Annotated in this window: 19 protein-coding genes; 8 read left to right on the top strand and 11 right to left on the bottom strand. The window is 72.9% G+C overall.

Features of this window, described 5'->3' with window-relative positions:
• Nucleotides 1-257 precede the first annotated feature (257 nt).
• Entirely contained in the window at nucleotides 258-1,265 is a 1,008-nt protein-coding gene (locus C6Y14_RS19250) for a sporulation protein (RefSeq protein ID WP_107017968.1), read from the top strand.
• Nucleotides 1,266-1,323: 58 nt separating this feature from the next.
• Here the strand turns inward: C6Y14_RS19250 and C6Y14_RS19245 are convergent, their stop codons facing one another.
• Nucleotides 1,324-1,713, bottom strand: a complete 390-nt coding sequence (locus C6Y14_RS19245) for a BlaI/MecI/CopY family transcriptional regulator (RefSeq protein ID WP_107017967.1) — start codon at nucleotides 1,711-1,713, stop codon at nucleotides 1,324-1,326.
• 79 nt (nucleotides 1,714-1,792) lie between these two features.
• On the opposite strand from C6Y14_RS19245, the gene C6Y14_RS19240 reads away from it, so the two are divergent.
• Nucleotides 1,793-2,368 (top strand): TerD family protein, encoded by a 576-nt coding sequence (locus tag C6Y14_RS19240; protein ID WP_107017966.1) that lies wholly within the window; start codon nucleotides 1,793-1,795, stop codon nucleotides 2,366-2,368.
• 30 nt (nucleotides 2,369-2,398) lie between these two features.
• Nucleotides 2,399-2,620 carry a twin-arginine translocase TatA/TatE family subunit gene (locus C6Y14_RS19235; protein WP_107017965.1) on the top strand — a complete coding sequence of 74 codons (222 nt, stop codon included), beginning with the start codon at nucleotides 2,399-2,401 and terminating at the stop codon, nucleotides 2,618-2,620.
• A 503-nt stretch (nucleotides 2,621-3,123) separates the two neighbouring features.
• On the opposite strand, the gene C6Y14_RS19230 is transcribed toward C6Y14_RS19235, so the two are convergent.
• The 4 genes from C6Y14_RS19230 to C6Y14_RS19215 all read right to left on the bottom strand — a co-directional run bounded on the left by C6Y14_RS19230 (nucleotide 3,124) and on the right by C6Y14_RS19215 (nucleotide 7,184).
• The gene (locus tag C6Y14_RS19230) at nucleotides 3,124-4,371 is read right to left on the bottom strand and encodes a cation:proton antiporter (protein WP_107017964.1); all 1,248 of its coding nucleotides are present in this window, start codon (nucleotides 4,369-4,371) and stop codon (nucleotides 3,124-3,126) included.
• A gap of 3 nt (nucleotides 4,372-4,374) precedes the next feature.
• Nucleotides 4,375-4,860, bottom strand: a complete 486-nt coding sequence (locus tag C6Y14_RS19225; protein ID WP_107017963.1) for a cation:proton antiporter regulatory subunit — start codon at nucleotides 4,858-4,860, stop codon at nucleotides 4,375-4,377.
• 320 nt (nucleotides 4,861-5,180) lie between these two features.
• Nucleotides 5,181-6,611 (bottom strand): flotillin family protein, encoded by a 1,431-nt coding sequence (locus C6Y14_RS19220; RefSeq protein WP_107017962.1) that lies wholly within the window; start codon nucleotides 6,609-6,611, stop codon nucleotides 5,181-5,183.
• Nucleotides 6,612-6,668: 57 nt separating this feature from the next.
• Complete coding sequence (locus C6Y14_RS19215) at nucleotides 6,669-7,184, bottom strand: hypothetical protein (RefSeq protein ID WP_107017961.1); 516 nt, start codon at nucleotides 7,182-7,184, stop codon at nucleotides 6,669-6,671.
• A 463-nt stretch (nucleotides 7,185-7,647) separates the two neighbouring features.
• Between C6Y14_RS19215 and C6Y14_RS19210 the strand changes: the two genes are divergently transcribed.
• The gene (locus C6Y14_RS19210; protein ID WP_107017960.1) at nucleotides 7,648-8,709 is read left to right on the top strand and encodes a PucR family transcriptional regulator; all 1,062 of its coding nucleotides are present in this window, start codon (nucleotides 7,648-7,650) and stop codon (nucleotides 8,707-8,709) included.
• Nucleotides 8,710-8,743: 34 nt separating this feature from the next.
• Here the strand turns inward: C6Y14_RS19210 and C6Y14_RS19205 are convergent, their stop codons facing one another.
• The 3 genes from C6Y14_RS19205 to C6Y14_RS19195 all read right to left on the bottom strand — a co-directional run bounded on the left by C6Y14_RS19205 (nucleotide 8,744) and on the right by C6Y14_RS19195 (nucleotide 13,397).
• The gene (locus tag C6Y14_RS19205) at nucleotides 8,744-10,228 is read right to left on the bottom strand and encodes a serine/threonine-protein kinase (RefSeq protein ID WP_263973081.1); all 1,485 of its coding nucleotides are present in this window, start codon (nucleotides 10,226-10,228) and stop codon (nucleotides 8,744-8,746) included.
• 326 nt (nucleotides 10,229-10,554) lie between these two features.
• On the bottom strand, nucleotides 10,555-11,535 hold the full coding sequence (locus C6Y14_RS19200; protein ID WP_107017958.1) for an FkbM family methyltransferase: 981 nt from the start codon (nucleotides 11,533-11,535) through the stop codon (nucleotides 10,555-10,557).
• Nucleotides 11,536-11,591: 56 nt separating this feature from the next.
• A complete protein-coding gene (locus tag C6Y14_RS19195) occupies nucleotides 11,592-13,397 on the bottom strand; it encodes a glycoside hydrolase family 15 protein (RefSeq protein WP_107017957.1) in 1,806 nt (601 codons plus the stop codon).
• A gap of 155 nt (nucleotides 13,398-13,552) precedes the next feature.
• On the opposite strand from C6Y14_RS19195, the gene C6Y14_RS19190 reads away from it, so the two are divergent.
• Nucleotides 13,553-14,545, top strand: coding sequence for a hypothetical protein (locus C6Y14_RS19190; protein ID WP_225891154.1), 993 nt, complete (start codon nucleotides 13,553-13,555; stop codon nucleotides 14,543-14,545).
• 32 nt (nucleotides 14,546-14,577) lie between these two features.
• Here C6Y14_RS19190 and C6Y14_RS19185 read toward each other — a convergent pair whose 3' ends face one another.
• Nucleotides 14,578-16,695 (bottom strand): AfsR/SARP family transcriptional regulator, encoded by a 2,118-nt coding sequence (locus C6Y14_RS19185; RefSeq protein ID WP_107017956.1) that lies wholly within the window; start codon nucleotides 16,693-16,695, stop codon nucleotides 14,578-14,580.
• Nucleotides 16,696-16,988: 293 nt separating this feature from the next.
• Here C6Y14_RS19185 and C6Y14_RS19180 point away from each other — a divergent pair, with 293 nt between their 5' ends.
• From C6Y14_RS19180 to C6Y14_RS19170, 3 genes are all read left to right on the top strand, one after another.
• On the top strand, nucleotides 16,989-17,891 hold the full coding sequence (locus C6Y14_RS19180; RefSeq protein WP_107017955.1) for an alpha/beta fold hydrolase: 903 nt from the start codon (nucleotides 16,989-16,991) through the stop codon (nucleotides 17,889-17,891).
• Between the two features lie 122 nt (nucleotides 17,892-18,013).
• Nucleotides 18,014-18,847, top strand: a complete 834-nt coding sequence (locus C6Y14_RS19175; RefSeq protein ID WP_107017954.1) for a class I SAM-dependent methyltransferase — start codon at nucleotides 18,014-18,016, stop codon at nucleotides 18,845-18,847.
• A gap of 82 nt (nucleotides 18,848-18,929) precedes the next feature.
• Nucleotides 18,930-19,352 carry a luciferase domain-containing protein gene (locus tag C6Y14_RS19170; protein ID WP_107017953.1) on the top strand — a complete coding sequence of 141 codons (423 nt, stop codon included), beginning with the start codon at nucleotides 18,930-18,932 and terminating at the stop codon, nucleotides 19,350-19,352.
• A 218-nt stretch (nucleotides 19,353-19,570) separates the two neighbouring features.
• On the opposite strand, the gene C6Y14_RS19165 is transcribed toward C6Y14_RS19170, so the two are convergent.
• Nucleotides 19,571-20,491: a L,D-transpeptidase gene (locus C6Y14_RS19165; RefSeq protein WP_159074270.1), complete on the bottom strand. Its 921-nt coding sequence runs from the start codon at nucleotides 20,489-20,491 to the stop codon at nucleotides 19,571-19,573.
• Nucleotides 20,481-20,990, bottom strand: a complete 510-nt coding sequence (locus C6Y14_RS19160; RefSeq protein WP_107017951.1) for a SigE family RNA polymerase sigma factor — start codon at nucleotides 20,988-20,990, stop codon at nucleotides 20,481-20,483. Before C6Y14_RS19160 ends, C6Y14_RS19165 begins: the two co-directional genes overlap by 11 nt.
• Nucleotides 20,991-21,114 lie beyond the last annotated feature (124 nt).

Here is a 21,114-nt window from a genome sequence, read left to right as displayed (position 1 = left end):
CGTCGTCGTCAAGCGTTGGGACCAGTGTAAAGGAATCGCAAAGTAAGGAGTCCAGAGATGCCGGGCACGAGTGGCGCAGCTCACGTCCTCCCTGGTGGGGCACGGGTCGGGGGTACCTGATTCCGGTACGGGGGCCGCCCTTAACCTCTACATGTACGTAGAGCATGACCGCGTACACGCACACGTACACGTACGCGTGCACGTACTCGGAGCATGGCCCGGCACGACCACCCGCACATGAAGGAGTGGACCCCTCAATGGTGTTCAAACGGCTGCTCGGATCACTCGGCGTGGGCGGCCCCACGGTGGACACGGTCCTGAGCCCCGCCCCCGCCCTGCCCGGCGGGACCCTCTCGGGCGAGATCCGGCTCAGGGGCGGCGGCTCGGACGTCGACATCGAGCACATCACGCTGGAACTGGTCGCGGGCGTCGAGGCCGAGCACGAGGAGGGGGAGAGCGAGAGCGGGGTCGTCTTCGAACGGTTCACCGTCGGCGGCGGCTTCCGGCTCTCCGAGGACGAGGAGCGGACCGTACCGTTCGCCGTCACGCTCCCCTGGGAGACCCCGGTCACCGAGCTGTACGGGCAGGAACTGGGCATCGCCCTCGGCCTGCGTACGGAACTCTCGGTGGCGGGCGCGCGCGACAAGGGCGACCTGGACCGGCTGACCGTGGCGCCCCGGCCCGTCCAGGAGGCGATCCTGGAGGCCTTCGGGCAGCTCGGTTTCGGCTTCAGGTCCGCGGACCTGGAACTGGGCCGGATCGGCGGCACGGGCCAGCAGCTCCCCTTCTACCAGGAGCTCGAACTCACCCCGTCGCCCGCGTACGCCCACGCGGTCAACGAGATCGAGGTGACCTTCCTCGCCGCCCCCACCGGTATGGAGGTGGTCCTGGAGGCCGACAAGCGCGGCGGCCTCCTCTCCTCGGGCGACGACACGCTCACCCGGTTCACCGTCTCCCACGAGGGCGTCGGCCATCAGGACTGGAACGCCGTAGTCGACGGCTGGGTCCGGGAACTGGTCGAGCACCGGGAGTCGTACGGCCCCGACGCGGCGTACGGCCACGACCGGCACGAACCGCACGAGCGGTCGCACCCCGGCATCGGCGCGGGGGTCGCCGCGGGCGCGGCGGGGCTCGCGGTCGGGGTCGCCGGCGGACTGGTGGCGGCGGAGATCGTGGACGAGGTGGGCGACTTCTTCGAGGGGGACGAGGAGGAGCAGGAACAGGAAGAGGAGCAGGAAGAGGAGCAGGAGCAGGAAGAGGGCTGACGGAGGGCTGACGGCTCCCCGTCACCCATGAGGCCCACCCCGGCGCACAGGGCGACGCTCAACCGTCCTCCTCCCCACCGGGGTGGGCCAGCAGTTCACGCAGCAGCCGCTCGTCGTCCGGCTCCAGGGACGTCACGAAGCTGGCGAGTACGGCTTCCCGGTCCCGTTCGCCGTCGAGAACCCGGCGCATCCGGCGAGCGGCCAGGCCCGCCTCGTCCGAGGCCGGAGTCCACACGAAGGACCGGCCGACGCGCTCCCGGGTCACCGCGCCCTTGGCCAGCAGCCGGGTCAGGATCGTGATCACCGTCGTATAGGCGAGATCACCACCCAGCCGCTCCTGCACCCACCCCGCCGTCGCGGGCCCCTCCGCCGCGCACAGGGCCGACAGGACCTGCGCCTCCAGCTCGCCCTGTCCCCGCCGCGGGGGACGCTGTCGCCGGTCCGTCACGTCCTGTCTCCTTCCTTATTTTCTACAGTGCTGTAGATTCTGCCTCACGAGGTACGTTCACACCAATAAGGAGATCGGCGTGGGAGTTTCCCTTTCCAAAGGCGGCAATGTCTCGCTCAGCAAGGAGGCGCCGGGCCTGACGGCCGTGCTGGTCGGCCTCGGCTGGGACGTACGGACCACGACCGGCACGGACTACGACCTCGACGCGTCGGCGCTGCTGGTCGACGAGTCCGGCAAGGTCCTTTCCGACCAGCACTTCATCTTCTACAACAACCTCAAGAGCCCCGACGGCTCGGTCGAGCACACCGGCGACAACCTCACCGGTGAGGGCGAGGGCGACGACGAATCGGTCAAGGTGAACCTGGCGACCGTGCCGGCCGAGGTCGCGAAGATCGTCTTCCCCGTGTCCATCCACGACGCCGAAGCACGCGGGCAGAGCTTCGGGCAGGTCCGGGGCGCCTTCATCCGCGTCGTCAACCAGGCGGGCGGCGCGGAGATCGCCCGCTACGACCTGTCCGAGGACGCCGCCACCGAGACCGCGATGGTCTTCGGCGAGCTGTACCGCCACGGCGCGGAGTGGAAGTTCCGCGCGGTCGGCCAGGGCTACGCCTCCGGCCTCGCGGGCATCGCCTCCGACTTCGGCGTCGGCGTCTGACGGCGGCAGGGCGGGAGGGAGAGGGCGCACATGTTCGGGCTGAGTGAGCTCGCCGTCATCCTCGTGGTCGTCATCGTCGTCCTGGCCGTGAAGAAAGGCCCGGATCTGGCGCGGTCGGCGGGGAAGTCCGCGCGGATCCTGAAGGCGGAGAAGCGGGCGGCGGCTGCGGCGGAGGGGGACGCTCCGCCGCGGGTGGTCCAGGGAGAGGTGATCCCACCGGACGGCCCGTCGGCCCCTGGGACGGGGGGCTGAACGCACGCTGCGGCGTCCCTTGGGCGGGCGGGGGTCCGGTTGTCCGTCCGGCACGGGCCGGTGGGGGCTGGGCGCGCCGTTCCCCGCGCCCCTTCGGTGGGCCGGGGGACCGGTTGGCCGTCCGGCGCGGGCCCGCGGGGGCTGGGCGCGCCGTTCCCCGCGCCCCTGAGGTGCGTGGGGGAACCGTTGCCTGTCCAGTGCGGGCCCGTCGTGGCTGGGCGCGCCGTTCCCCGCGCTCCTTGGGTGGGTGGGGGAGCCCGTGTTTGTTCTGTGGGGGTTGGTTGTCGCTGGGCTGCCTTGGAGGTCAGGGCGCAGCCCTGTTTCAGGGGCGCGGGGAACTGCGCGGCCAGCCACCACCGAGCCGTACCGGACACCCGGCCGAACCCCCACTCACCTCAGGGGCGGGGGGGGACAGCCGGGCCCCCGCCCACCCAGGGGCGCGGGGAACTGCGCGACCGGCCCCCACCGGCCCGCAGACGAGGCCGCATGCGGGCCGCGGAGCGTTACTTCTCCGCCGGCGCGTCCGGGCTCGGGACCAGGTCCCGGGTCTGCGTCGCGTCCGGCTCCGGCTCCGGGTCCGACGGGCGCGCGGACCGGCGCCCGGCCAACAGCGCAGCCACCGGCTCGGTGTACCGCGCCGTCAGCGGCCCCACGATCACCAGGATCAGCACATACGCCGTGGCCAGCGGCCCGAGCCGCGGCTCGATACCGGACGTCACCGCCAACCCCGCGATGACGATCGAGAACTCGCCGCGAGCGACCAGCGTCCCCCCGGCCCGCCACCGCCCCTTCGACGAGATCCCGGCCCGCTTGGCGGCCCAGTACCCCGTCGCGATCTTCGTCCCGGCCGTGACCACGGCCAGCGCCAGCGCGGGCAGCAGCACCGGCGGAATGCTCGCCGGATCCGTGTGCAGCCCGAAGAAGACGAAGAAGACAGCCGCGAACAGGTCCCGCAGCGGCGACAGCAGCCCGTGCGCCCCCTCCGCCACTTCCCCCGACAGCGCGATCCCGACGAGGAACGCCCCCACGGCCGCCGACACCTGCAGTTGCTGCGCCACACCGGCGACCAGCAGGGTCAGCCCCAGCACCACGAGGAGCAGCTTCTCGGGGTCGTCGCTCGACACGAACCGCGAGATGTGGCGGCCGTACCGCACCGCGATGACGAGGACGAGCCCGGCGACACCGAGCGCGATGGCGAGCGTGGCACTGCCCGCCGCCAGACCCGCACCGGCCAGCAGCGCGGTGATGATCGGCAGGTAGACCGCCATGGAGAGGTCTTCGAGGACCAGGATGCTGAGGATGACCGGGGTCTCACGGTTGCCGAGCCGGCCCAGGTCGCCGAGGACCTTGGCTATGACACCGGACGAGGAGATCCAGGTGACTCCGGCGAGGACGACGGCGGCGACCGGCCCCCACCCGAGCAGCAGCGCCATCGCGGCGCCGGGCAGGGCGTTCAGGGCGGCGTCCACGAGGCCCGCCGGGTACTGGGTCTTGAGGTTGGAGACCAGATCGGTCGCCGTGTACTCCAGCCCGAGCATCAGCAGCAGCAGGATGACGCCGATCTCGGCGCCGATCGCGACGAACTCCTCGCTGGTGCCCAGCGGCAGCAGCCCGCCCTCGCCGAATGCGAGACCGGCCAGCAGGTAGAGGGGTATCGGCGAGAACTGGAACCGTCCGGCGAATCGGCCGAGCAGCCCCAGTCCGAGGATGATCGCGCCGAACTCGATCAGGAAGACCGCGGACGAATGCACGTGTCACTCCCTTCCGAGTATGGTCGCGGCCGACTCCACGCCCTCGCGGGTGCCGATCACGATGAGGGTGTCCCCGCCGGCGAGGCGGAAGTCCGGCGCGGGCGAGGGGATGGCCTCGGCGCGGCGCAGGACGGCGACGATCGAGACGCCGGTCTCGGTGCGCATGCAGGTCTCGCCGAGCAGGCGTCCGTTCCAGTGCGAGGTCGACGACAGTTCGATGCGTTCGGCGACCAGGCCCAGTTCTGTCGTGGACAGCAGGCTGGGGCTGTGGTGGGCGGGCATCAGGGCGTCGATGAGCGCGTCGGACTCTCCTGCGGAGAGCCGGACGGAGAGGGCGCAGGCGTCCGGGTCGTCCTTGCGGTACGCGCTCAGCGTGCGGCCGCCGTCGCGGTGCGCGACCACGGAGATGCGGCGTTGTTCGCGGGTCGTGAGGTCGTACCGCACCCCGATTCCCGGCAACGGCGTACTGCTCAGGCGTGGAGTGCCCATGGCTGGTCCCCTGTCCGATGTCGATCTGCTGATCCGTTCACCCTACGGCGGGCTGCGGAATGGTTTCCTCTACGGCCGGGTGGCGCACTTCTTCGTCTGCGGCCCGGTGGGGGCCGTTCGCGCAGTTCCCCGCGCCCCCAAAAGATGAAAGGCAGGGGCGCAGCCCCGCTTTTCAGGGGCGCGGGGAACTGCGCGACAAGCCCCCACCGGCCCGCACGGGACGACCGCCGCACCCCCACCCACCCCAGGGGCGCGGGGAACTGCGCGATCGGCCCCCACACGGCCGCAGACGAGCGCCGTACCGTCAGAGCGCCGTGCCGTCAGTCGGTCACGTCGACCTTGCCGTTGGCCGGCGCGGCAGCCGGCGCCGCAGCCGGCGCAGCCGACGGCCCAGTGATCCTGCGGAGCAGTTCCGGCAGGTCGACCCCGGTCGTGGAGCCGAGCAGCTCAACCCCCTGCGCCACGTTGTCCGCGACCGTTCGGGACAACTGGCTCGCCCCGTCCGTGGAGATCACCGTCATCTTGTCGATCGCGCTGAGCGGCTCGGACGCCTTGGCGACCACCTGCGGCAGCACCTCGACGACCATCTGCAGCACCGCCGCGTCTCCGTACCGCGAGAACGCGTCCGCCTTCAACCGCATCGCCTCCGCCTCGGCGGCCCCCTTCGCCCCGATCGCCGCGGCCTCGGCCTCACCCTCGATGCGTACGGCGTCGGCGAGCGCCGCCCGGTGCGCCTTCTCGCCCTCACCGGTCAGCCGGGACCGCTGGGCGTCCGCCTCGGCCTGCTTGACGAGCGCGACCCGGCGGGCTTCCGCCTCCTGTTCGGCCTGGTAGCGCGCCGCGTCGGCCGGCTTGCGGACCTTGGTGTCCAGTTCGCGGTCGGTCAGCGCGGCCTGCCGCTGGGCGACCTTCTCCTGCTCGGTGAGCACTTCCTGGCTGCGGGCGGCCTGGGCGAGCGGACCGGCCGCCGCGGCACGGGCCGCCGCCTCGTCCGTCTCGGCCTTGATCTCCGCGGTCTTGAGCGCGAACGTCCGCTGGGCGATCGCGATCTCCTCCTCGGCCTTCAGCCGGGCCTGCTCGGCGGCGCGGCGGGCCACCGCTTCCGCGATGTCGGCCTCCTGCTTGGCGCGGGCGGCCTCGGGCCGGCCGAGGTCCTCCAGGTAGGAGCCCTCGGTGGTGATGTCCTGGATCTGGAAGGCGTCGAGTACCAGGCCCTGTCCGGACAGGCTGGCTTCGGCCTCCTCGGCGACCTGCCCGGCGAACGCGGCACGGTCCCGGATGATGTCCTCCACCGACATGCGGCCCACGATGGAGCGCAGCGCGCCGGAGAGCACTTCCTGGGTGAAGCCGACGATGCCGTTCTGCTGCATCAGGAACCGTTGGGCGGCGGCGCGGATGGAGTCCTCGGTGCCGCCGACCTTGACGATGGCGACGCCTTCGAGGTTCGCCTTGACGCCGCGCAGGGTGACCGCGCCGCGTACGGCGATGGGGATGTGCCGGCTGGACAGGTCGAGGGTGAACTTCTGCTGGACGAAGGGCACGACGAAGACTCCGCCGCCGACGACGACCTTCTGGCCGCTGTTGTCGGTGAACACCCGCCCGGTGTCCGGGTCGGTGGACTTCTTGCCGCGCCGCCCGGTGACGATGAAGGCCTGGCTGGGCCCGGCCACCTTGTACCGCGTGACGACGACGAGTGCGAGCAGGACGAGGAGTACGACGACTCCCACGACCGCGACGAGCACTGGACTCATGATGAATTCCCCCCTTGCCACCCCCAAGGCGGCAGATCGGTACGGATCGAAACTGCTTCAGCGCTGGATCGCGCGGACCGCCACCGATGTCGGTGACAGGGACTCCTCGACCCAGATCTCCGTGCCCCGGGCCACCGCTTCGGGGCTTTTCGCCGCGAGTTTCAACGGCTGCCCCGCGAGATGCACGAGTACCTCGCCGTAACCACCCACCGGGATCGCGGTGACCACCGAGCCAGAGGTGCCGACGAGGTCGGCCCCGCGTGGTGTGGCGGACGGTTCGTCGCGCATCAGGGCCCGGCTGAACCGCCAGGTCAGTCCGCCTGCCGCGGCTCCGGCCCCGATGCCCACGGCGGTGGCGGCACCGGCCCCGAGTCCGGTGGTGCCGAGCACGAGGGCGCCGCCGAAGCCGAGCATCGAGACGAAACCGGCGATGACCGGCAGTGAGAGCAGTCCGTCGAAGAGCCCGTCCAGGAAACTCGCCCCGCCGAACAGTCCTTCCAGGACGCCGTCGAAGACCAGTGTCAGAAGCAGCAGCACGACACCTGCGATGCCGAGACCGAGAAACAGGTTCATCCGGTCACCTCCCCGACTGTGCCGATCACCTCGGCGGACTCGCATTGTGTCAGATGCATGCGCTATACACATTGCCGGATCCCGGCAGTCTTTACGCTTCCTTGGTGCCGCTTTGACACATCCACCCCCATGCGTCGCGGGACCGCGGCGTCGCCCGGCACCGGGAACGCCCGAAGACTGCCGGGATCCGGCAATGCGGAAATCCGGCTCCCCCGGGCACGATGACCGGGCGGAAACAAGGAACCACGCGGACGTCACGGGGGATCCGCTTGGGCCTGCTACGGGGGACGGACAGGGGCCCCGGTACCGGACACCGTCGGACGACGGCCGGTACCGGGGCCCCGCTCCTGCCGTTTCCCGGCAGCGAGCCCCACCCTCACCGCCCCGGCCCCCGCCCCATGCGCTAGAAAGGCGTCACCAGCTCATCGAGGGAAAACGGCTGACGGGGAGACGAGGGGTGCGCATGGCGGGGCGGGACGTACCCGAGGAGTACCTGGACGGGTACGCGCGTATTCTCGCCGACGCCTCCGCGACCGGCCGCCGGCTGACCCGCGACGAACTCGACTCCCGGCGGGCCTTGGGCGAACGGGCCGCCGAGGCCGGGTTCGGACTGCGCGCCCTGGTCGGCGCCCACCTCACCGCAGCCCGCGTGCACTGGCCCGCCACCGCCGGAGAGCACACGCTCGCCGCCGTCGAGCAGGCCGTCGACGCCTTCGCCGAGGGGTACGAACGGGCGCAGCTCCTCGCCGTACGCCAGGAGGAGGCCGCGCGCCGGGAGTTCATCGACGACCTGCTGCACGGCCGCAGCGACCTCGGCCTGCTCGCCGAACGCGCCGAACGCTTCGGGCTGCGTCTCTCGCACGCGCACGCCGTCGCCGTGGCCAGGGGCAGCGCACGTCACGACGGTTACGACGAGGGCGACGCCGTGCCCCGCGAGGTGGAGCGCGCGCTGATCGCCAGGTTCGGCGACCGCAGCATCCTCGTCACCACCAAGGACGGGCGCCTGGTGTGCATCGCGCCCGGCGACCAGGACGACGTGCTCGCGTTCTTCGCCAAGCAGGCGTACGCGGCCACCGACGGCGGACAGGTCGCCATCGGCCGCTCCCAGCCCGGTCCCGGCGGGGTCGTCCAGTCCTACGAGGAGGCGCTGAACGCCCTCGACCTGGCGGAGCGGCTGGAGTTCGACACGCCCGTACTGCGCTCCGCCGACCTGCTCGTCTATCCCGTACTCACCCGGGACCGGCAGGCCATGGCCGATCTGGTGGTCAGCGCGCTCGGTCCGCTGCGCGCGGCCCGCGGCGGCGCCGAACCGCTCCTCGACACCCTCACCGCGTACTTCGACTCGGGCTGTGTCGCCGCGGAGGCCGCCCGGCGCCTGGCGCTGAGCGTCCGCGCGCTCACCTACCGGCTCGAACGCATCCACAAGCTGACCGGCGCGAACCCGGCGGACCCGGTGCACCGGTACACCCTGCAGACCGCGGTCATCGGGGCGCGGCTGCTGGACTGGCCGGAGAAGGACTTCTGAGGGCCACCGAGGTACTGAGCCTCTCCGCGGGCGCTCATTCCTCGCCGTCGTCCGTGTCGTCCTCGTCGTCGCCGTCGTCCGAGCGGTCCTCGCCGCCCTTGCCCGGCTTGCCCGGCTTCTCCGCGTCCTGGGCGGGGTCCGGTACGACCTCCGGAATCTCCTCCGTGACGGAGGGGGAGGCGGAGGGCGCCGGATTGACGTCGGGCGCGGTCCCGGTCTCCTGCCCCTGCTCCCCGCCCTGATCCCCTCCCTTGTCCCGGTCCTGGTCCCGGTCCACGGCTCCGGCCACGGGCGCCCCGGTGGCCGAGGTGCCGGACGAGCCGTCACTCGCACCGGCGGACGGGGACGCGTCCTTGGACCCGTCCTTCGAAGCGGTGTCGTCCGGCGAGAACATCGACATGCCCGCGAGCACGGCCAGTACGAAGATCACGGCACCGGCGAGGATGCCGAACACCCGGGGTCTGCGGCGGACGGCGGTTCCGACACCGCCGCGTCCGCCGCCACCGCCGGTGGGCCGTGCGCGGCGCGAGGGGCCGGAACGGGCGGAGTGCGAGGCGTGCGAGGAGGGAGCCGGGGCGGGCAGCGGCCCGGAGCGGGCCGCGTGGGCGGAGCGTCCGGTCGGCTGTGCGGCGGTCGCCGGGAGCCGGTACGTCGTCGGGGCCCCGCTGTCGGCTCCCCCGGGCTGCTGCTGCGCAGGCGCGGACGCGTACGACACCTGCGTACGCGGCTGCTGTGCGGCCACCGGGAGGGGTTCGGCCCGTCCCTGCCAGGCGCCCGTGCCGAACCAGTCCGCGACCTCCTGGGCCGTGGGCCGGTCCTCGGGCTGCTTGGCGAGCAGGCCCAGGAGGTAGTTCTCGAAGGCGGGCGGCAGCTGGATCCCGCGCTCACGGGGCGGCACCGGCGCCATGTCGATGTGCTGGTGCAGGGTGATGGTCGCGCTCTCGCCCTGGAACGGCGGTCTGCCGGTGAGGAGTTGGTAGAGCACGCAGCCCAGCGAGTACACGTCGGAGGCGGCCGACGCAGGACGGCCGAGGGCGCGCTCCGGGGCGAGATAGAGGCTGGTGCCGACGATCTGGCCGGCCGTGGTGAGCGCGGACGACGGGTCGTCGACGAAACGGGCGATGCCGAAGTCGCCGATCTTCACGGTGCCCTGGGCGTCCGCGAGGAGGTTGCCGGGCTTGATGTCCCGGTGCACGATCCCCTCGCGGTGCGCGGCGGCGAGGCCCGCGGCGGCCTGGGCGGCGATGGTGGCCACCCGGTCCGCGCCGAGGGTGCCGGACGCGGTCAGCTCCTGGGCGAGGCTCTGGCCCTCGACCAGCTCCATGACCAGGTAGAAGCGGTCGTCCCAGGCGCCGAAGTCGAAGACGGCGACGACATAGGGGTGGCTGAGCCTGGCCGCCGTCTGGGCCTCCAGGCGGAAGCGGGCGGACGCGGCGCTGTCCGCCTCGTCCCCCAGCAGCAGCTTGACGGCCACGGCGCGGCCGAGCACCTCGTCGGTGGCCTGCCACACCTCGCCCATGCCGCCTCGGCCGATGGACGCCTGCAACCGATACCGCTCCGCGACGAGCACCAGCGAATCATCCTCAACAGCAGAAGGCCAACACGGGGACCGCGAACGGCACTTCAGCGTTACGGAAGCGCGCAGATGGGGGGACTCGCAGTCCCCCTAGCCTACCGATCCCCCGACGACCTGAACGCCCTGCGGGCCGCGGGGTCGCTCGGCCGCGGGCCCGGTGGGGGTCACCCGCGCAGTTCCCCGCGCCCCTGGGGGCGCCGGGGGCGCGGGGAACTGCGCGGCCGGCCACGTACGACCCGCAGGCGACACTCCACCGGGGCCCCCACCCCCTAGGGCGCGTCCGCGCGGACCATCACGCAGTCGAACTCCACGACCCGCCCCGTCGCGGGGTCGCGCGTCACGGGGTACATGCCGGTGACCCCGAACCCCGCCGCCTCGTAAGCGGCAACGGCTTCCCCCATCGCGGGACTGCCCTCGTACAGCCGCAGAGCCGCCACCTCGGACTGCATCCCCACGAACTCCGAGATCCGCTCGCCCGCCCCGGCGAACACCTCCATGTCGAAGCCCTGCGTGTCCATCTTCAGATACGGCCGCGGGTCCTCGACCCCTTCGAGCGCCTTCTGCATCACGCCGTCGAGCCGCCGGATCTCGATCTCCTCCGTGCGCCCCTTGGCGAACCGCCGGTACCGCTCCTTGCCGTACTCGCTGGGCGGGAGCAGCGAGTTCATCGACTTCCAGTCCACGTGGATGGACTGCACGGCCTCCTCGCGGCCGAGCGCGAAGTTGTACACATGCCAGTCCGGGTCGTTCTCGGCGGACTTCCGCAGCTTCTCGAACGTCGCGGAGACCGGCTCGAAGGACACGATCCGCCCCGTGTAGCCGAAGCGCCGCAGCCCCTTCCCGTACTGCCCGCTGTTGGCCCCGACGTCGAACACGCAGTTCACACGGTTCAGTTCCAGCAGTGCGGCCACGTGCTGGGTGCACAGATAGTGCGCGGCGGCGAGCTGGAACTCCCGCTCCCCCGCCGCCGGCACCGTCTTGTCGAGCAGCAGCCGCGCGCCCGTGTCACCGAGCGGCACACTCTTCACGTTCCGGCCCCCGGACCCGCGGGCCACCACCCAGGTGTCCGTGCCGGCGTCCGTGACCGCGTACCGGCTCCTGCCGCGGGTCACCAGATCGGCGCCGCCTCCCACCGGGACGACGGTCCGCTCGCCCCGCCGGAACAGCAGGGACGTACCGGGACCGATATCGACCACCTTCACGCCTATCCGGGGAAGGATTCCGAGCAGTCTTCTGTAAAGGGTCGGCATCGGGTCAGCCTCGCAGAAGTCGCCTCGGATTCACCGGTACTTCACGCAACAAGTTTTCACTGCCGTCCCGTCTCGTGACGGTCGAGTTCGTAGGCCGCTCTGATGAGGGGAACGTGCGTGAACGCCTGTGGGAAATTGCCCAGTTGGCGCCCGGCGACGGGGTCGTACTCCTCCGCCAGCAGGCCGACGTCGTTGCGCAGGAGCAGCAGCCGCTCGAACAGGGTCCGGGCCTCGTCCGCGCGGCCGGTCAGCCGCAGGGCGTCCGCGAGCCAGAAGGAGCAGGCCAGGAAGGCGCCCTCGCTCCCGGCGAGCCCGTCGGGGCTCCCGGACCCGCCGGCGTTCGTCGAGTAGCGGCGGACCAGGCCGTCGCCGGTGGACAGTTCGCGTTCGACGGCGGCGACCGTGCCGATGACCCTCGGGTCGTCCGGCGGCAGGAATCCGGTGCGCGGGATGAGCAGCAGCGCCGCGTCGAGGGCGCGCGAACCGTAGGACTGCGTGAACGTGCCGCGCGCCGCGTCGAAGCCCCGCTCGCAGACCTCCCGGTGGATACGGTCCCGGATCTCGCGCCAGCGGTCGACGGGCCCCGGGCGTCCGTGCTCCTCGGCCAGCCGCACCGCGCGGTCGAAGGCGACCCAGCACATGACCTTGGAGTGGACGTGGTGGCGGGGTTCGCCGCGCATCTCCCACAAGCCCTGGTCGGGCCGGGACCACACCTTCTCCAGATGGTCGAGCACGGCCCGCTGGAGCGCGATGAGATGCCGGTGGGGCCGCAGCCCCGAGCTGAGGGTCAGTGCGAGGGTGTCCATCAACTCGCCCGGCACGTCCAGCTGTTGCTGCACGGCGGCCCCGTTGCCGATCCGTACCGGCCGCGACCCCTCGTACCCGGGCAGCCAGTCGGCGGTCCACTCGGTGAGCCTGCGTTCGCCGCCGATGCCGTACATGATCTGGATGTCCTGCGGGCGGCCGGCGACCGCTCTCTCCAGCCAGCCGCGCCAGGCGTCCGCCTCGGCGGTGAAGCCGCTGCGCAGCAGCGCCTCCAGGGTCATTCCGGCGTCGCGCAGCCAGCAGTAGCGGTAGTCCCAGTTGCGTACCCCGCCGGGCTGTTCGGGCAGGGAGGTGGTGGGCGCGGCGACGATGCCGCCGGTCGGCTCGTAGGTGAGGGCCTTGAGGGTGATGAGGGAGCGTACGACCGCTTCGCGGTAGGTGCCGTCGTACGAGAAGGGCCGCAGCCAGTCGCTCCAGTACTCCTCGGTGCGGCGCAGCGCCTCGAAGGGGTCCACGGGGCCGGGGGCGGGCAGGTGGGAGGGCTGCCAGGTCAGGACGGAAGGGATGCGTTCGCCCGCGGTGACGGTGAAGTCGGCGGTGTGGGCGTGGCCGTGCGCGGTCAGCGGGACCGGGGTGGACAGCCGTACCGCCTCGGGGCCCGCGACCCCGGTGAGCTGTCCGTGCTCGCGGTGCATCCAGGGCACCACGCTCCCGTACTCGAACCGCAGCCGCAGGTCCATGCGCAGGTCGACCGTGCCGGACACGCCCTCGACGATCCGTACGACGCTGGGGGCGCCGTCGCGGCGCGGCATGAAGTCGACGACGGTGGCCCGGCCGGTGTCCGTCTCCCACACGGTCTCCAGGACGAGGGAGTCCCCGCGGTAGCGGCGGGTGGCGGCCGGCGGGGCGGGGTCGTCGTACGCGGCCACCGGGGCGATCCGCCAGCGGCCGTTGTTCTCGTCACCCAGCAGCGCGGCGAAGCAGGCGGGGGAGTCGAAGCGGGGCAGGCACAGCCAGTCGAGGCTGCCGTCGCGGCCGATGAGGGCGGCGGTCAGCAGGTCCCCGACGAGGGCGTAGTCCTCGATCCGTCCCGGCATGGGGCCAGTGTGGCCGCGCCGGTGGGCGAGGGCATCTCGAAGGGGCCCGCCCGCTCACCCGGTCGGCCCGGTGCGCTGGTGGGAGGTGCCGCGCGATGGTGCCGTGGGAGGAGATCCAGCAGTCCCCCTGTCGTCGGGAGCCGTAGGAGGCATCCGTGCTGAACCGTCCGCCCCGCCGTCGGTGCCGTCACCGGCGTACCGTCCCCGCCCTCCGGCCGGCCCTCGTCCCGGTCCTCGCGGTGGCCGCGCTGCTCACGACGGCCGGCTGCACGGGCGGTGGCGGCGGGGCCGGTGCCGCGGACGCCGCGGCGGCCTCCGCCTCCGCCGCGGCGGCTCGGGTGCCCTCCCCCTCCCCGTCGGTCACCGTCGCGCACACGCTGACCGAGGCACAGGCGAAGTCGGCGCTGCTCACCCCCGCCGACCTCGGCGACGGCTGGACGGGTACCGAGGGCGCGGCGACCTGGCGGGACGCCCTCCTGAAGGGCAAGGCGGACGTCACCGACTGCCAGCGGCTGCTCGACGGCCTGTACGCCGAGAACCTGCTCGGCGAGCCCGCCGGGTCCCGCGCGGCGGCCGGCTTCGACGACTCCGGCGCCGGGGCGCAGCTGCGGTACCAGGTCGGGGCGTACGACCGGGCCGCGCTGGACTCCTCGCTGGCCTGGCTGAAGACGGTGCCGGAGACCTGCGGGCAGTTCACGGCCACGGACGTCAGGGGCGGACAGTTCACCGTACGGGCCGTCGCCGCGCCGCTGCCCGGCCTGGGCGAGGCGGCCGAGGGCCTGCGGGTGACCGTGAGCGGCGACGGCGGCGGCTGGCCCGCCGTGCTCACCCTGGACTACGCCGCCGTACGGGTCGGCGACAGCGCGCTGTCCCTCACCGACGGCGGACTCGACGAGGTGGACGCCGAGGACGTCCGGCGGGCCGCCGAGGCCGGCACGCGGCGCCTTGAGGAGGTCCTGGCGGGCCGGACGCCCGCGGCGGCGCTCTCGGCCCCGGCCTCCGCGTCGGAACCGGCGGGGGCTTCGGATGCCGCTTCGGCGGGGGCTTCGGAGGAGGCTTCCGTTCCCGCCCCGGAGTCGGTGCGGCCCTCCGAGGAGAGCGGTGACGAGGACGATCCGGACGGGCCGGAACCCGACGAGCTGAGCTGAGCCGCGCCGCCGCGTGACCGTGGGTACGGCCGTCAGGGCCGGTCGGTGAGGTACCGCTCGACCGGGCCCAGGGTGAGCAACCCGCTGCCCGCGCCCGCGAGTTCGGCGGCGGCGGGGCGCAGACGGTCGCGGGCGCGTTCCAGAACGGCACGGTCGCCCAGACGGCGGGCGGCCTCGGCCTCCAGTGCGCAGCAGGCCTCGTACAGAAGGTCGTGCGGGGGTTCCGGGAGGGCGCCCAGGGCGGTACGGGCCTCGGTGCGGCGGCCCGCCGCGAGCAGCGTGAACGGCTCGGCCCAGGGGCGGTGGGGGCCCCAGTCCTGGCGGGGGTCCGGGTCCACCGGGAGGTCGTGGGCCAGACGCAGGCAGAGGAGCGCGAGGGGGAGGAGGCCGCGTTCCAGGCCGGGCATTCCGGCGCCCTCCAGACGGGTGGCGGCGGCGCGGTAGGCGGTCTCCGCCTCGGCCGGGCGGCCGGTCGCGCTGAGCCGCAGCGCCCCGTACCACTCGGTGAAGACGCCCACGAGGGGGAGTTCGTGGCGTTCGGCGAGGTGGTCCGCGGCGGTCGCGTGGCGGTCCGCGCCGGGGAGGTCGCCGAGTGCCGCGCGGGCCTGGAGGCGGATGAGACGGCCGAGGACCTCGTAGGTCACCAGGCCGTGGCGCGCGGACAGTTCGACGAGTTCGGCGCCGATCGCGTCGCGTCGCGGGGCGAGGCCCGCGCGGGAGAAGGACTGCATGAACGTGCCGTTGAGGGCGAACGCCAGCAGGGCGGGGTCGTCGAGGCGGCGGGCGAGCGTCTCCGCCTCGACGGCGGCGTCGGGGCCGCGCCGGCCGTCCGCGCCGCTCGCTCCGCGGGTCTCCAGGGCGATGGTGGTCAGGAGGCGGCAGCGGGCCGGGTCGTGGGCGGGCGTGCCTGCCGGCAGGGCTCTGAGGGTGCGTTCCGCGGCGGCCACGATCTGGGCGGCGGCCGTGGGGTCGTCCGCGCGGGTCCAGATCGCCGGGACGTCGTACGCGCCGATCACCCGGGCGGTCAGTTCCGGGTCGGCGAACTCCTCCGCCGCGGCGATGGCCGCCGTGCGGTGGCGGCGGGCCTCCTCCAGACCCGCGCCACCGGTGACCGCGAGGTTGCGGAGCAGGCCGACGGTGGAATGGAGGCGTGTGCGGGCGCCTCCGGCGACGGTGCGGTGGTAGGACTCGGCGGCCCGGGTCCACAGCTGGGCCGTGACCTCGGTGGCGCTCTGGCCGCCGCCAGGTGTGTTGTCGGGTGCGGGTGCGTCGTGGCTGGTCGCGCCGTTCCCCGCACCCCCGAAAGGCAAAAGACTGCGCCGTTCCCCGCGCCCCTGGGTGGGCTGGGGTTGGGCTTGGGCAGTCGGTGCGGGCAGGCCAGGGGGTAGGTCCAGGTTGGGATTCTGGGTCAGGATGTCCGATTGCAGGTGGCGGAGGTGGGGGCCCGGGTCCACGCCCAGTTGGGTGGTCAGGACCGTGCGGGCCCGGCGCAGGACCGCCAGGGCGTCTCCCTGGCGGTGCTGGCGGTAGAGGGCCAGGGCCAGCAGGCGCCAGGCGTTCTCCCGCCAGGGGTGGTCCGTGAGGTGGGCGTCCAGGTCGGGGACCGCGTCGGCGGGGCGGCCGAGGGCGAGCAGGGTCTCGGCACGGCGTTCCACGGCCTGGAGGCGCAGTTCGGCGAGGCGGGCCCGTTCGGCGCGGGACCAGTCCTGCCCCTCCCCGGCGAACTCGGCGTACGCCGGACCCCGCCACCGGCCCAGCGCCTCCTCCAGGGCCGAGAGCGCAGCCGGGGCGGGCAGTCCGGCGGCGGTGCCGAGCGCCGTCTCGAAGCGCCAGGCGTCCACCGTGTCCGGCGCGGCACGCAGCGCGTAACCGGGGCCGTCGGTGACCAGGAGCCGGGCCGGGGTGCGGGGCGGGCGGTCCGGTTCCAGGGCGCGCCGCAGGGCCGCCACGAAGGTCTGGACGGCGCCCACGGCTCCGGCGGGCGGCTCCGGCCACAGGTCCTCGACCAGCCGGGACACGGGTACGACGCGGCGGCGGGCCACGATGAGCCGGGCCAGCACGGCCCGGTGCCGCGGCCCCTTGAGGGCGAGCTCCCGCCCGTCCTCGGCGTGGGCGACCGTCGGCCCGAGCACCCCGAACACCACCCGCACGTCCCGCTCCTCACCGGCCTCTGCACACCCGTCCCACGCTACTGCGCCCCCACCCACTGCCCGACCGCCGACCGACCGCTGATCGCCCGCTGATTCACACCCCTCACCTTTGTCTCCAAGGGCCGCGGGAAACGCCGCGATCCTTCGCCCCCCAGGGGGCGCGGGGAACGGCGCAATCCTCTCGCCTTCAGGGGCGCGGGGAACGGCGCAATCCTTTCGCCCCCAAGGGGCGCGGGGAACTGCGCGACCAGCCCCCACCCACCCGCACCCGACCCACCTCCGAAAGGCACCCCTTGACCCCCACCGCTCCCACCATCGACGGCTTCGCCCACCACCGCATCCCCGGCGCGACCCCAGCGGAGCTGCACGTCGCCGTCGGCGGGGGCGAAGGCGGAGGCACAGGCACCCCCGTGGTCCTCCTCCACGGTTTCCCCCAGACCAACCTCATGTGGCGCCACGTAGCCCCGAAGCTGGCCACCGACCGCACGGTCATCTGCCCGGACCTCCGCGGTTACGGCGCCAGCGACAAACCCGCCGATCCCGACGGAACGACGTACTCGAAGCGCGCCATGGCCGCGGACGTCGTCGCGGTCGCCAAGGCGCTGGGCCACGAGCGCTTCGCGCTGGTCGGCCACGACCGCGGCGCCCTCGTCGCGATCCGCGCCGCCCTCGACCACCCGGAGACGGTCACCCACCTCGCTTCCCTGGACGTCCTGCCGACGCTCGACATGTGGGAGGTCATGCACGGAACGTCCGCCGCGATCGGCTTCCACCTCTACCTGATGGCCCAGCCGCCGGGCCTGCCCGAGCAGTTGATCGGTGCGAGCCCGGACGCGTTCTTCGGCCACTTCCTGGACGTGTGGACGCGCGACCCGGCGGCCGTACCGGCGGACGTCCGCGCCGCCTACCTCGCGGCGTGCCGCGCGGCCGTCCCGTCGATCGTCGCGGACTACCGCGCCTCCGCGGGCGTCGACGTCGCGCACGACCTGGCCGACCGCGAGGCCGGCAACCGGCTGCGGATGCCGGTGAGCGTGCTCCAGCAGGACTGGGGTTCGGCCCTCGGCTTCGACGCCGCCGCGCTGTGGTCCGCGTGGGCCGACGACCTGCGGCACAGCACTGTCTCGTGCGGTCACTTCATGGCGGAGGAGGCCCCGGACGTCGTCGTCGGGGCGATACGGGAACTGCTGTGCCGCTGACGCGGGGGGCTGTCAGCCGCGGGCGGCTCGGTTAGCTTGCCCGGTAGGACCTGCCCCGCACGGCCGGCCGGGGAAGAAGCCGGTCGGGGCCGGAGAAGAGGCCGGTGGAGAGGAGACGGCCGGTGGACAAGCGCACGCCCCGACTCGGCGAGGTCCAGGAGACCCTGCTCATCCCCCTCTACGCCCGTGCGGTCGAGACCCGTAAGGCGCACGGACTGCTGAGCGATCCACAGGCTGTGGAGATGGTCGACTCCCTCGATTACGACTTCTCCCGTTTCGACGGCGCGCGCAGCCTGCTCGGGGCGAACCTGCGCACCCTGCTCTTCGACCAGTGGGTACGGGAGTTCCTGGAGCGGCACCCCGCCGGCACGGTCGTCGAGATCGGTACGGGTCTGAACACGCGGTTCGACCGGCTCGACAACGGCACGGTCCACTGGTTCGACCTCGACCTGCCCGATGTGATCGCCCTGCGGCGGGGCTTCTTCAAGGACACGGACCGGCGGCACATGGTCTCGGCCTCAGTCACCGATCCGCAGTGGATGGAGCAGGTGCGCGGCAGCAGCCCCGGCCCGTACTTCCTGGTCGCCGAGGCGGTGCTGGTCTATCTGGAGGCGGAACTGGTCCGTACGGTGTTCCAGCAGGTCGGCGAGGAGCTGCCCGGGGCCCGCTTCGCCCTGGAGACCGCGGCGTCCCGCGTGGTCGATGCCCAGGACAGTCATGACGTGCTCGCCAAGGTGACGGCCCGGATGCGCTGGAGCTGCGACAACCCGGGTGCGCTCGAACAGTGGGAGCCGGGCCTCAGCCTCACGGACTCCCGCACCCTGGCGCACCTGCCGGCCCCGGTCGCGCACCGGCTGCCCCTGCGCTACCGCCTCCTGCTCCCGGTCGTGGCGACGCTCAGGCGCCGGGACATCGAGGCGTACCGCTGCAACCTGTTCCGGTTCGCCGGGGAGTGATCGCGTAACCGGCCGTGCCCTGCGCGTAGTCGGAGGTTGCTGGGGGTGGTCCTGCAGGTGAAGCGTGCGCGAGGATGGGGTTATGACCGCGGCCCCTCGCGCCATCGCTCTTCTGGAGACCTGGCCGAACCTGGTAAGTGGCCCGCCCCGGTGCGCCGTTGGGCATGCCTTCGCTTCGGCGGGACACGAGATCGTCCACTTCCACTCCGACGACTCCGCCGACCTCTGCCTCACACCCACGGCGGTCGAGCGCCTGCTTCCCCAACTCCTGCACGCCAGCGCGATCAGAGTCCGCCCCGGCGCCTCCTGGATCACCGTGCTCCTCGACTGCGACGCCGACGTCCAGCTGCTGCTGGGGCTGGTGAGTGTCGCGCTGAAGGAGCAGGGCGCGGTCCCGCTCCGGCGTCCGACGCCGCCCTGCGACTGGGAGCGTCCGGCGGTGGTCCCCGGGCCGCGCCCGGGAGCGGCCCGCCGTGTGGTGGACCGGCTCATGCCCCACCACTGACGGCCGCTCGCCGAAGGCCGCCTGTACGAGGCCACACCCGCTCCTCCCGTGAGAGGGAGGCACGCCAGGAGGAGGGGGTGGTCATCGGGAGGCAGTCGTGCGGACCTCCGTGGAACTGTCCCCACCCTCACGCCATGTCACCGCTCCTGCAACTAACGCGCAGTAAAGCTCACCCCAAGGGATGTGACCCACGACGGCCCGCAACGGCCCACCAGGCCTCAGGGCCTCGTGTCCGTGCCCCCGGCCACCGCCGCCGACTCCTTCGCCCGCGCCGCGTCCTCCAGTTCCTTCGCCCGCGCCGCGCCGGTCGGATCCAGCGTCTCCGTCCCTGTCTCCATCCCCGTCGCCGTCCCCGTCTCCATCCCCGTGGGCGGGGCCTGGAGGCCGCTGTCCGCCAGCGACGGCTCGGGCTGCTCAGGCTGCCCGGACGGCCGTGCCGTGACCGCCCCCACGACCTCCACCACCGCTCCCGGCCTGAGCACCTTGTACAGCCACATCGCGTCCACCGTGCGCATACCGATCGCACCGCCGGTGCTGTCGTAGTTGCCGGGCGCCTTCTCGTCCCAGCTGAGGGCGAGCAGATAGTTCGTACGGTCGTCGGGGCCGCGCAGCCGCATCACCCAGGTCGCCTTCACGCTGTACTCGTTCCAGCCCGCCACCGCGCCCGGCACCATCGTCGCCTTGTACTTGGCGGTGACCGTCATCAGCCCGGTCGGGGTGGGCGACTTGCCCGACCCCACGGAGATCGGCAGCGTGCGTCCCTCGGCGATCAGTTCCCGCCGGTCGAGGTCCACCCTGGCGGCGGCCACGACGGGCGAGGGCCGGGCGGTCGCGGGGGGCGTTTTCACGCCGTAACTGGCCGCGGGCGGAACCGACCGGGTGCTTTCGCCATCAGTGAGCACGAGGGCCAGAATCAGGGCCAGCGCTCCCGCTCCGGCCGTGGTGACGGCGGCCAGCGAGGCTTTACGGCGCCGGCGGCGGCGTACCGCACGACGGCGGATCTCCGCCCCCGGGACGGCCACCGGGGTCTCGTGGTCCTGCGCCAACTCGCGCAGCGCGACGGTGAGTTCGGAACGGCTCGCCGCGTCGCCGGGGTCCTCGTGCTCGTGGCGGCGGCCGGGCGTGAGCTCATCGGACACGGTCGTCCTCCCTCTCACCCAGTTCGTCGGCCTCGCCGAGCCGCCGCGCCAGCGCCGCCCGGCCGCGGGACAGCCGGGCCTTGACCGTCCCAGTGGGCGCACCGGTTTCGGAGGCTACCTGTTCGACACTCAAGTCGCACAGATGGTGCAGAACGACAGCCATGCGCTGCGCCTCGGGCAGTTCCCGCAAGGCGGCCACGAGCGCGGCCCGTTCCGGACCCGGCCCCGGGGTGTGCTCCTGCGGCGGATTGCGGCGTACGAGTTCCAGCCAACGCCGGGCCCGCCGCCACCGGCTGACCGCGAGCCGCATCGCGACCGTACGTATCCAGGCCTCGGGCGCCCCGTCGGCGAGGAACTCCCGCCGCCGGTCCCAGGCCCGGACGAATGCCTCCTGGACGACGTCCTGCGCCTCACCGTGGTCACCGGTGAAGGCGTAGAGCTGCCCGGTCAGCCGGGGGAACGCGGCCGCGTAGAACCCGTCGAACTCGTCCTCGGTCATACCCCCCGCCACACCCCCTGCCGCTGTTCTCGGAAGTTCGGAAATCCCGTGCAACCCGGCTGCCTCTGTCGTGCGTACAGGTCACGTACGTCACGTACGCAACACAGGTCGCGTAGGTCGCGTA

This window comes from Streptomyces dioscori (assembly GCF_003024195.1).
Lineage (GTDB): Bacteria > Actinomycetota > Actinomycetes > Streptomycetales > Streptomycetaceae > Streptomyces > Streptomyces dioscori.
This window is presented reverse-complemented; position numbering and strand designations above follow the sequence as displayed.

What these genes read in the sequence shown, in the direction of transcription:
- C6Y14_RS19215 (WP_107017961.1), bottom strand. Translation starts at nt 7,184, where the DNA reads ATGAACCTGTTTCTCGGTCTCGGCATCGCAGGTGTCGTGCTGCTGCTT.
- C6Y14_RS19220 (WP_107017962.1), bottom strand. Translation starts at nt 6,611, where the DNA reads ATGAGTCCAGTGCTCGTCGCGGTCGTGGGAGTCGTCGTACTCCTCGTC.
- C6Y14_RS19160 (WP_107017951.1), bottom strand. Translation starts at nt 20,990, where the DNA reads ATGACCGAGGACGAGTTCGACGGGTTCTACGCGGCCGCGTTCCCCCGG.
- C6Y14_RS19235 (WP_107017965.1), top strand. Translation starts at nt 2,399, where the DNA reads ATGTTCGGGCTGAGTGAGCTCGCCGTCATCCTCGTGGTCGTCATCGTC.
- C6Y14_RS19210 (WP_107017960.1), top strand. Translation starts at nt 7,648, where the DNA reads ATGGCGGGGCGGGACGTACCCGAGGAGTACCTGGACGGGTACGCGCGT.
- C6Y14_RS19205 (WP_263973081.1), bottom strand. Translation starts at nt 10,228, where the DNA reads ATGGGCGAGGTGTGGCAGGCCACCGACGAGGTGCTCGGCCGCGCCGTG.
- C6Y14_RS19195 (WP_107017957.1), bottom strand. Translation starts at nt 13,397, where the DNA reads ATGCCGGGACGGATCGAGGACTACGCCCTCGTCGGGGACCTGCTGACC.
- C6Y14_RS19170 (WP_107017953.1), top strand. Translation starts at nt 18,930, where the DNA reads ATGACCGCGGCCCCTCGCGCCATCGCTCTTCTGGAGACCTGGCCGAAC.
- C6Y14_RS19225 (WP_107017963.1), bottom strand. Translation starts at nt 4,860, where the DNA reads ATGGGCACTCCACGCCTGAGCAGTACGCCGTTGCCGGGAATCGGGGTG.
- C6Y14_RS19250 (WP_107017968.1), top strand. Translation starts at nt 258, where the DNA reads ATGGTGTTCAAACGGCTGCTCGGATCACTCGGCGTGGGCGGCCCCACG.
- C6Y14_RS19200 (WP_107017958.1), bottom strand. Translation starts at nt 11,535, where the DNA reads ATGCCGACCCTTTACAGAAGACTGCTCGGAATCCTTCCCCGGATAGGC.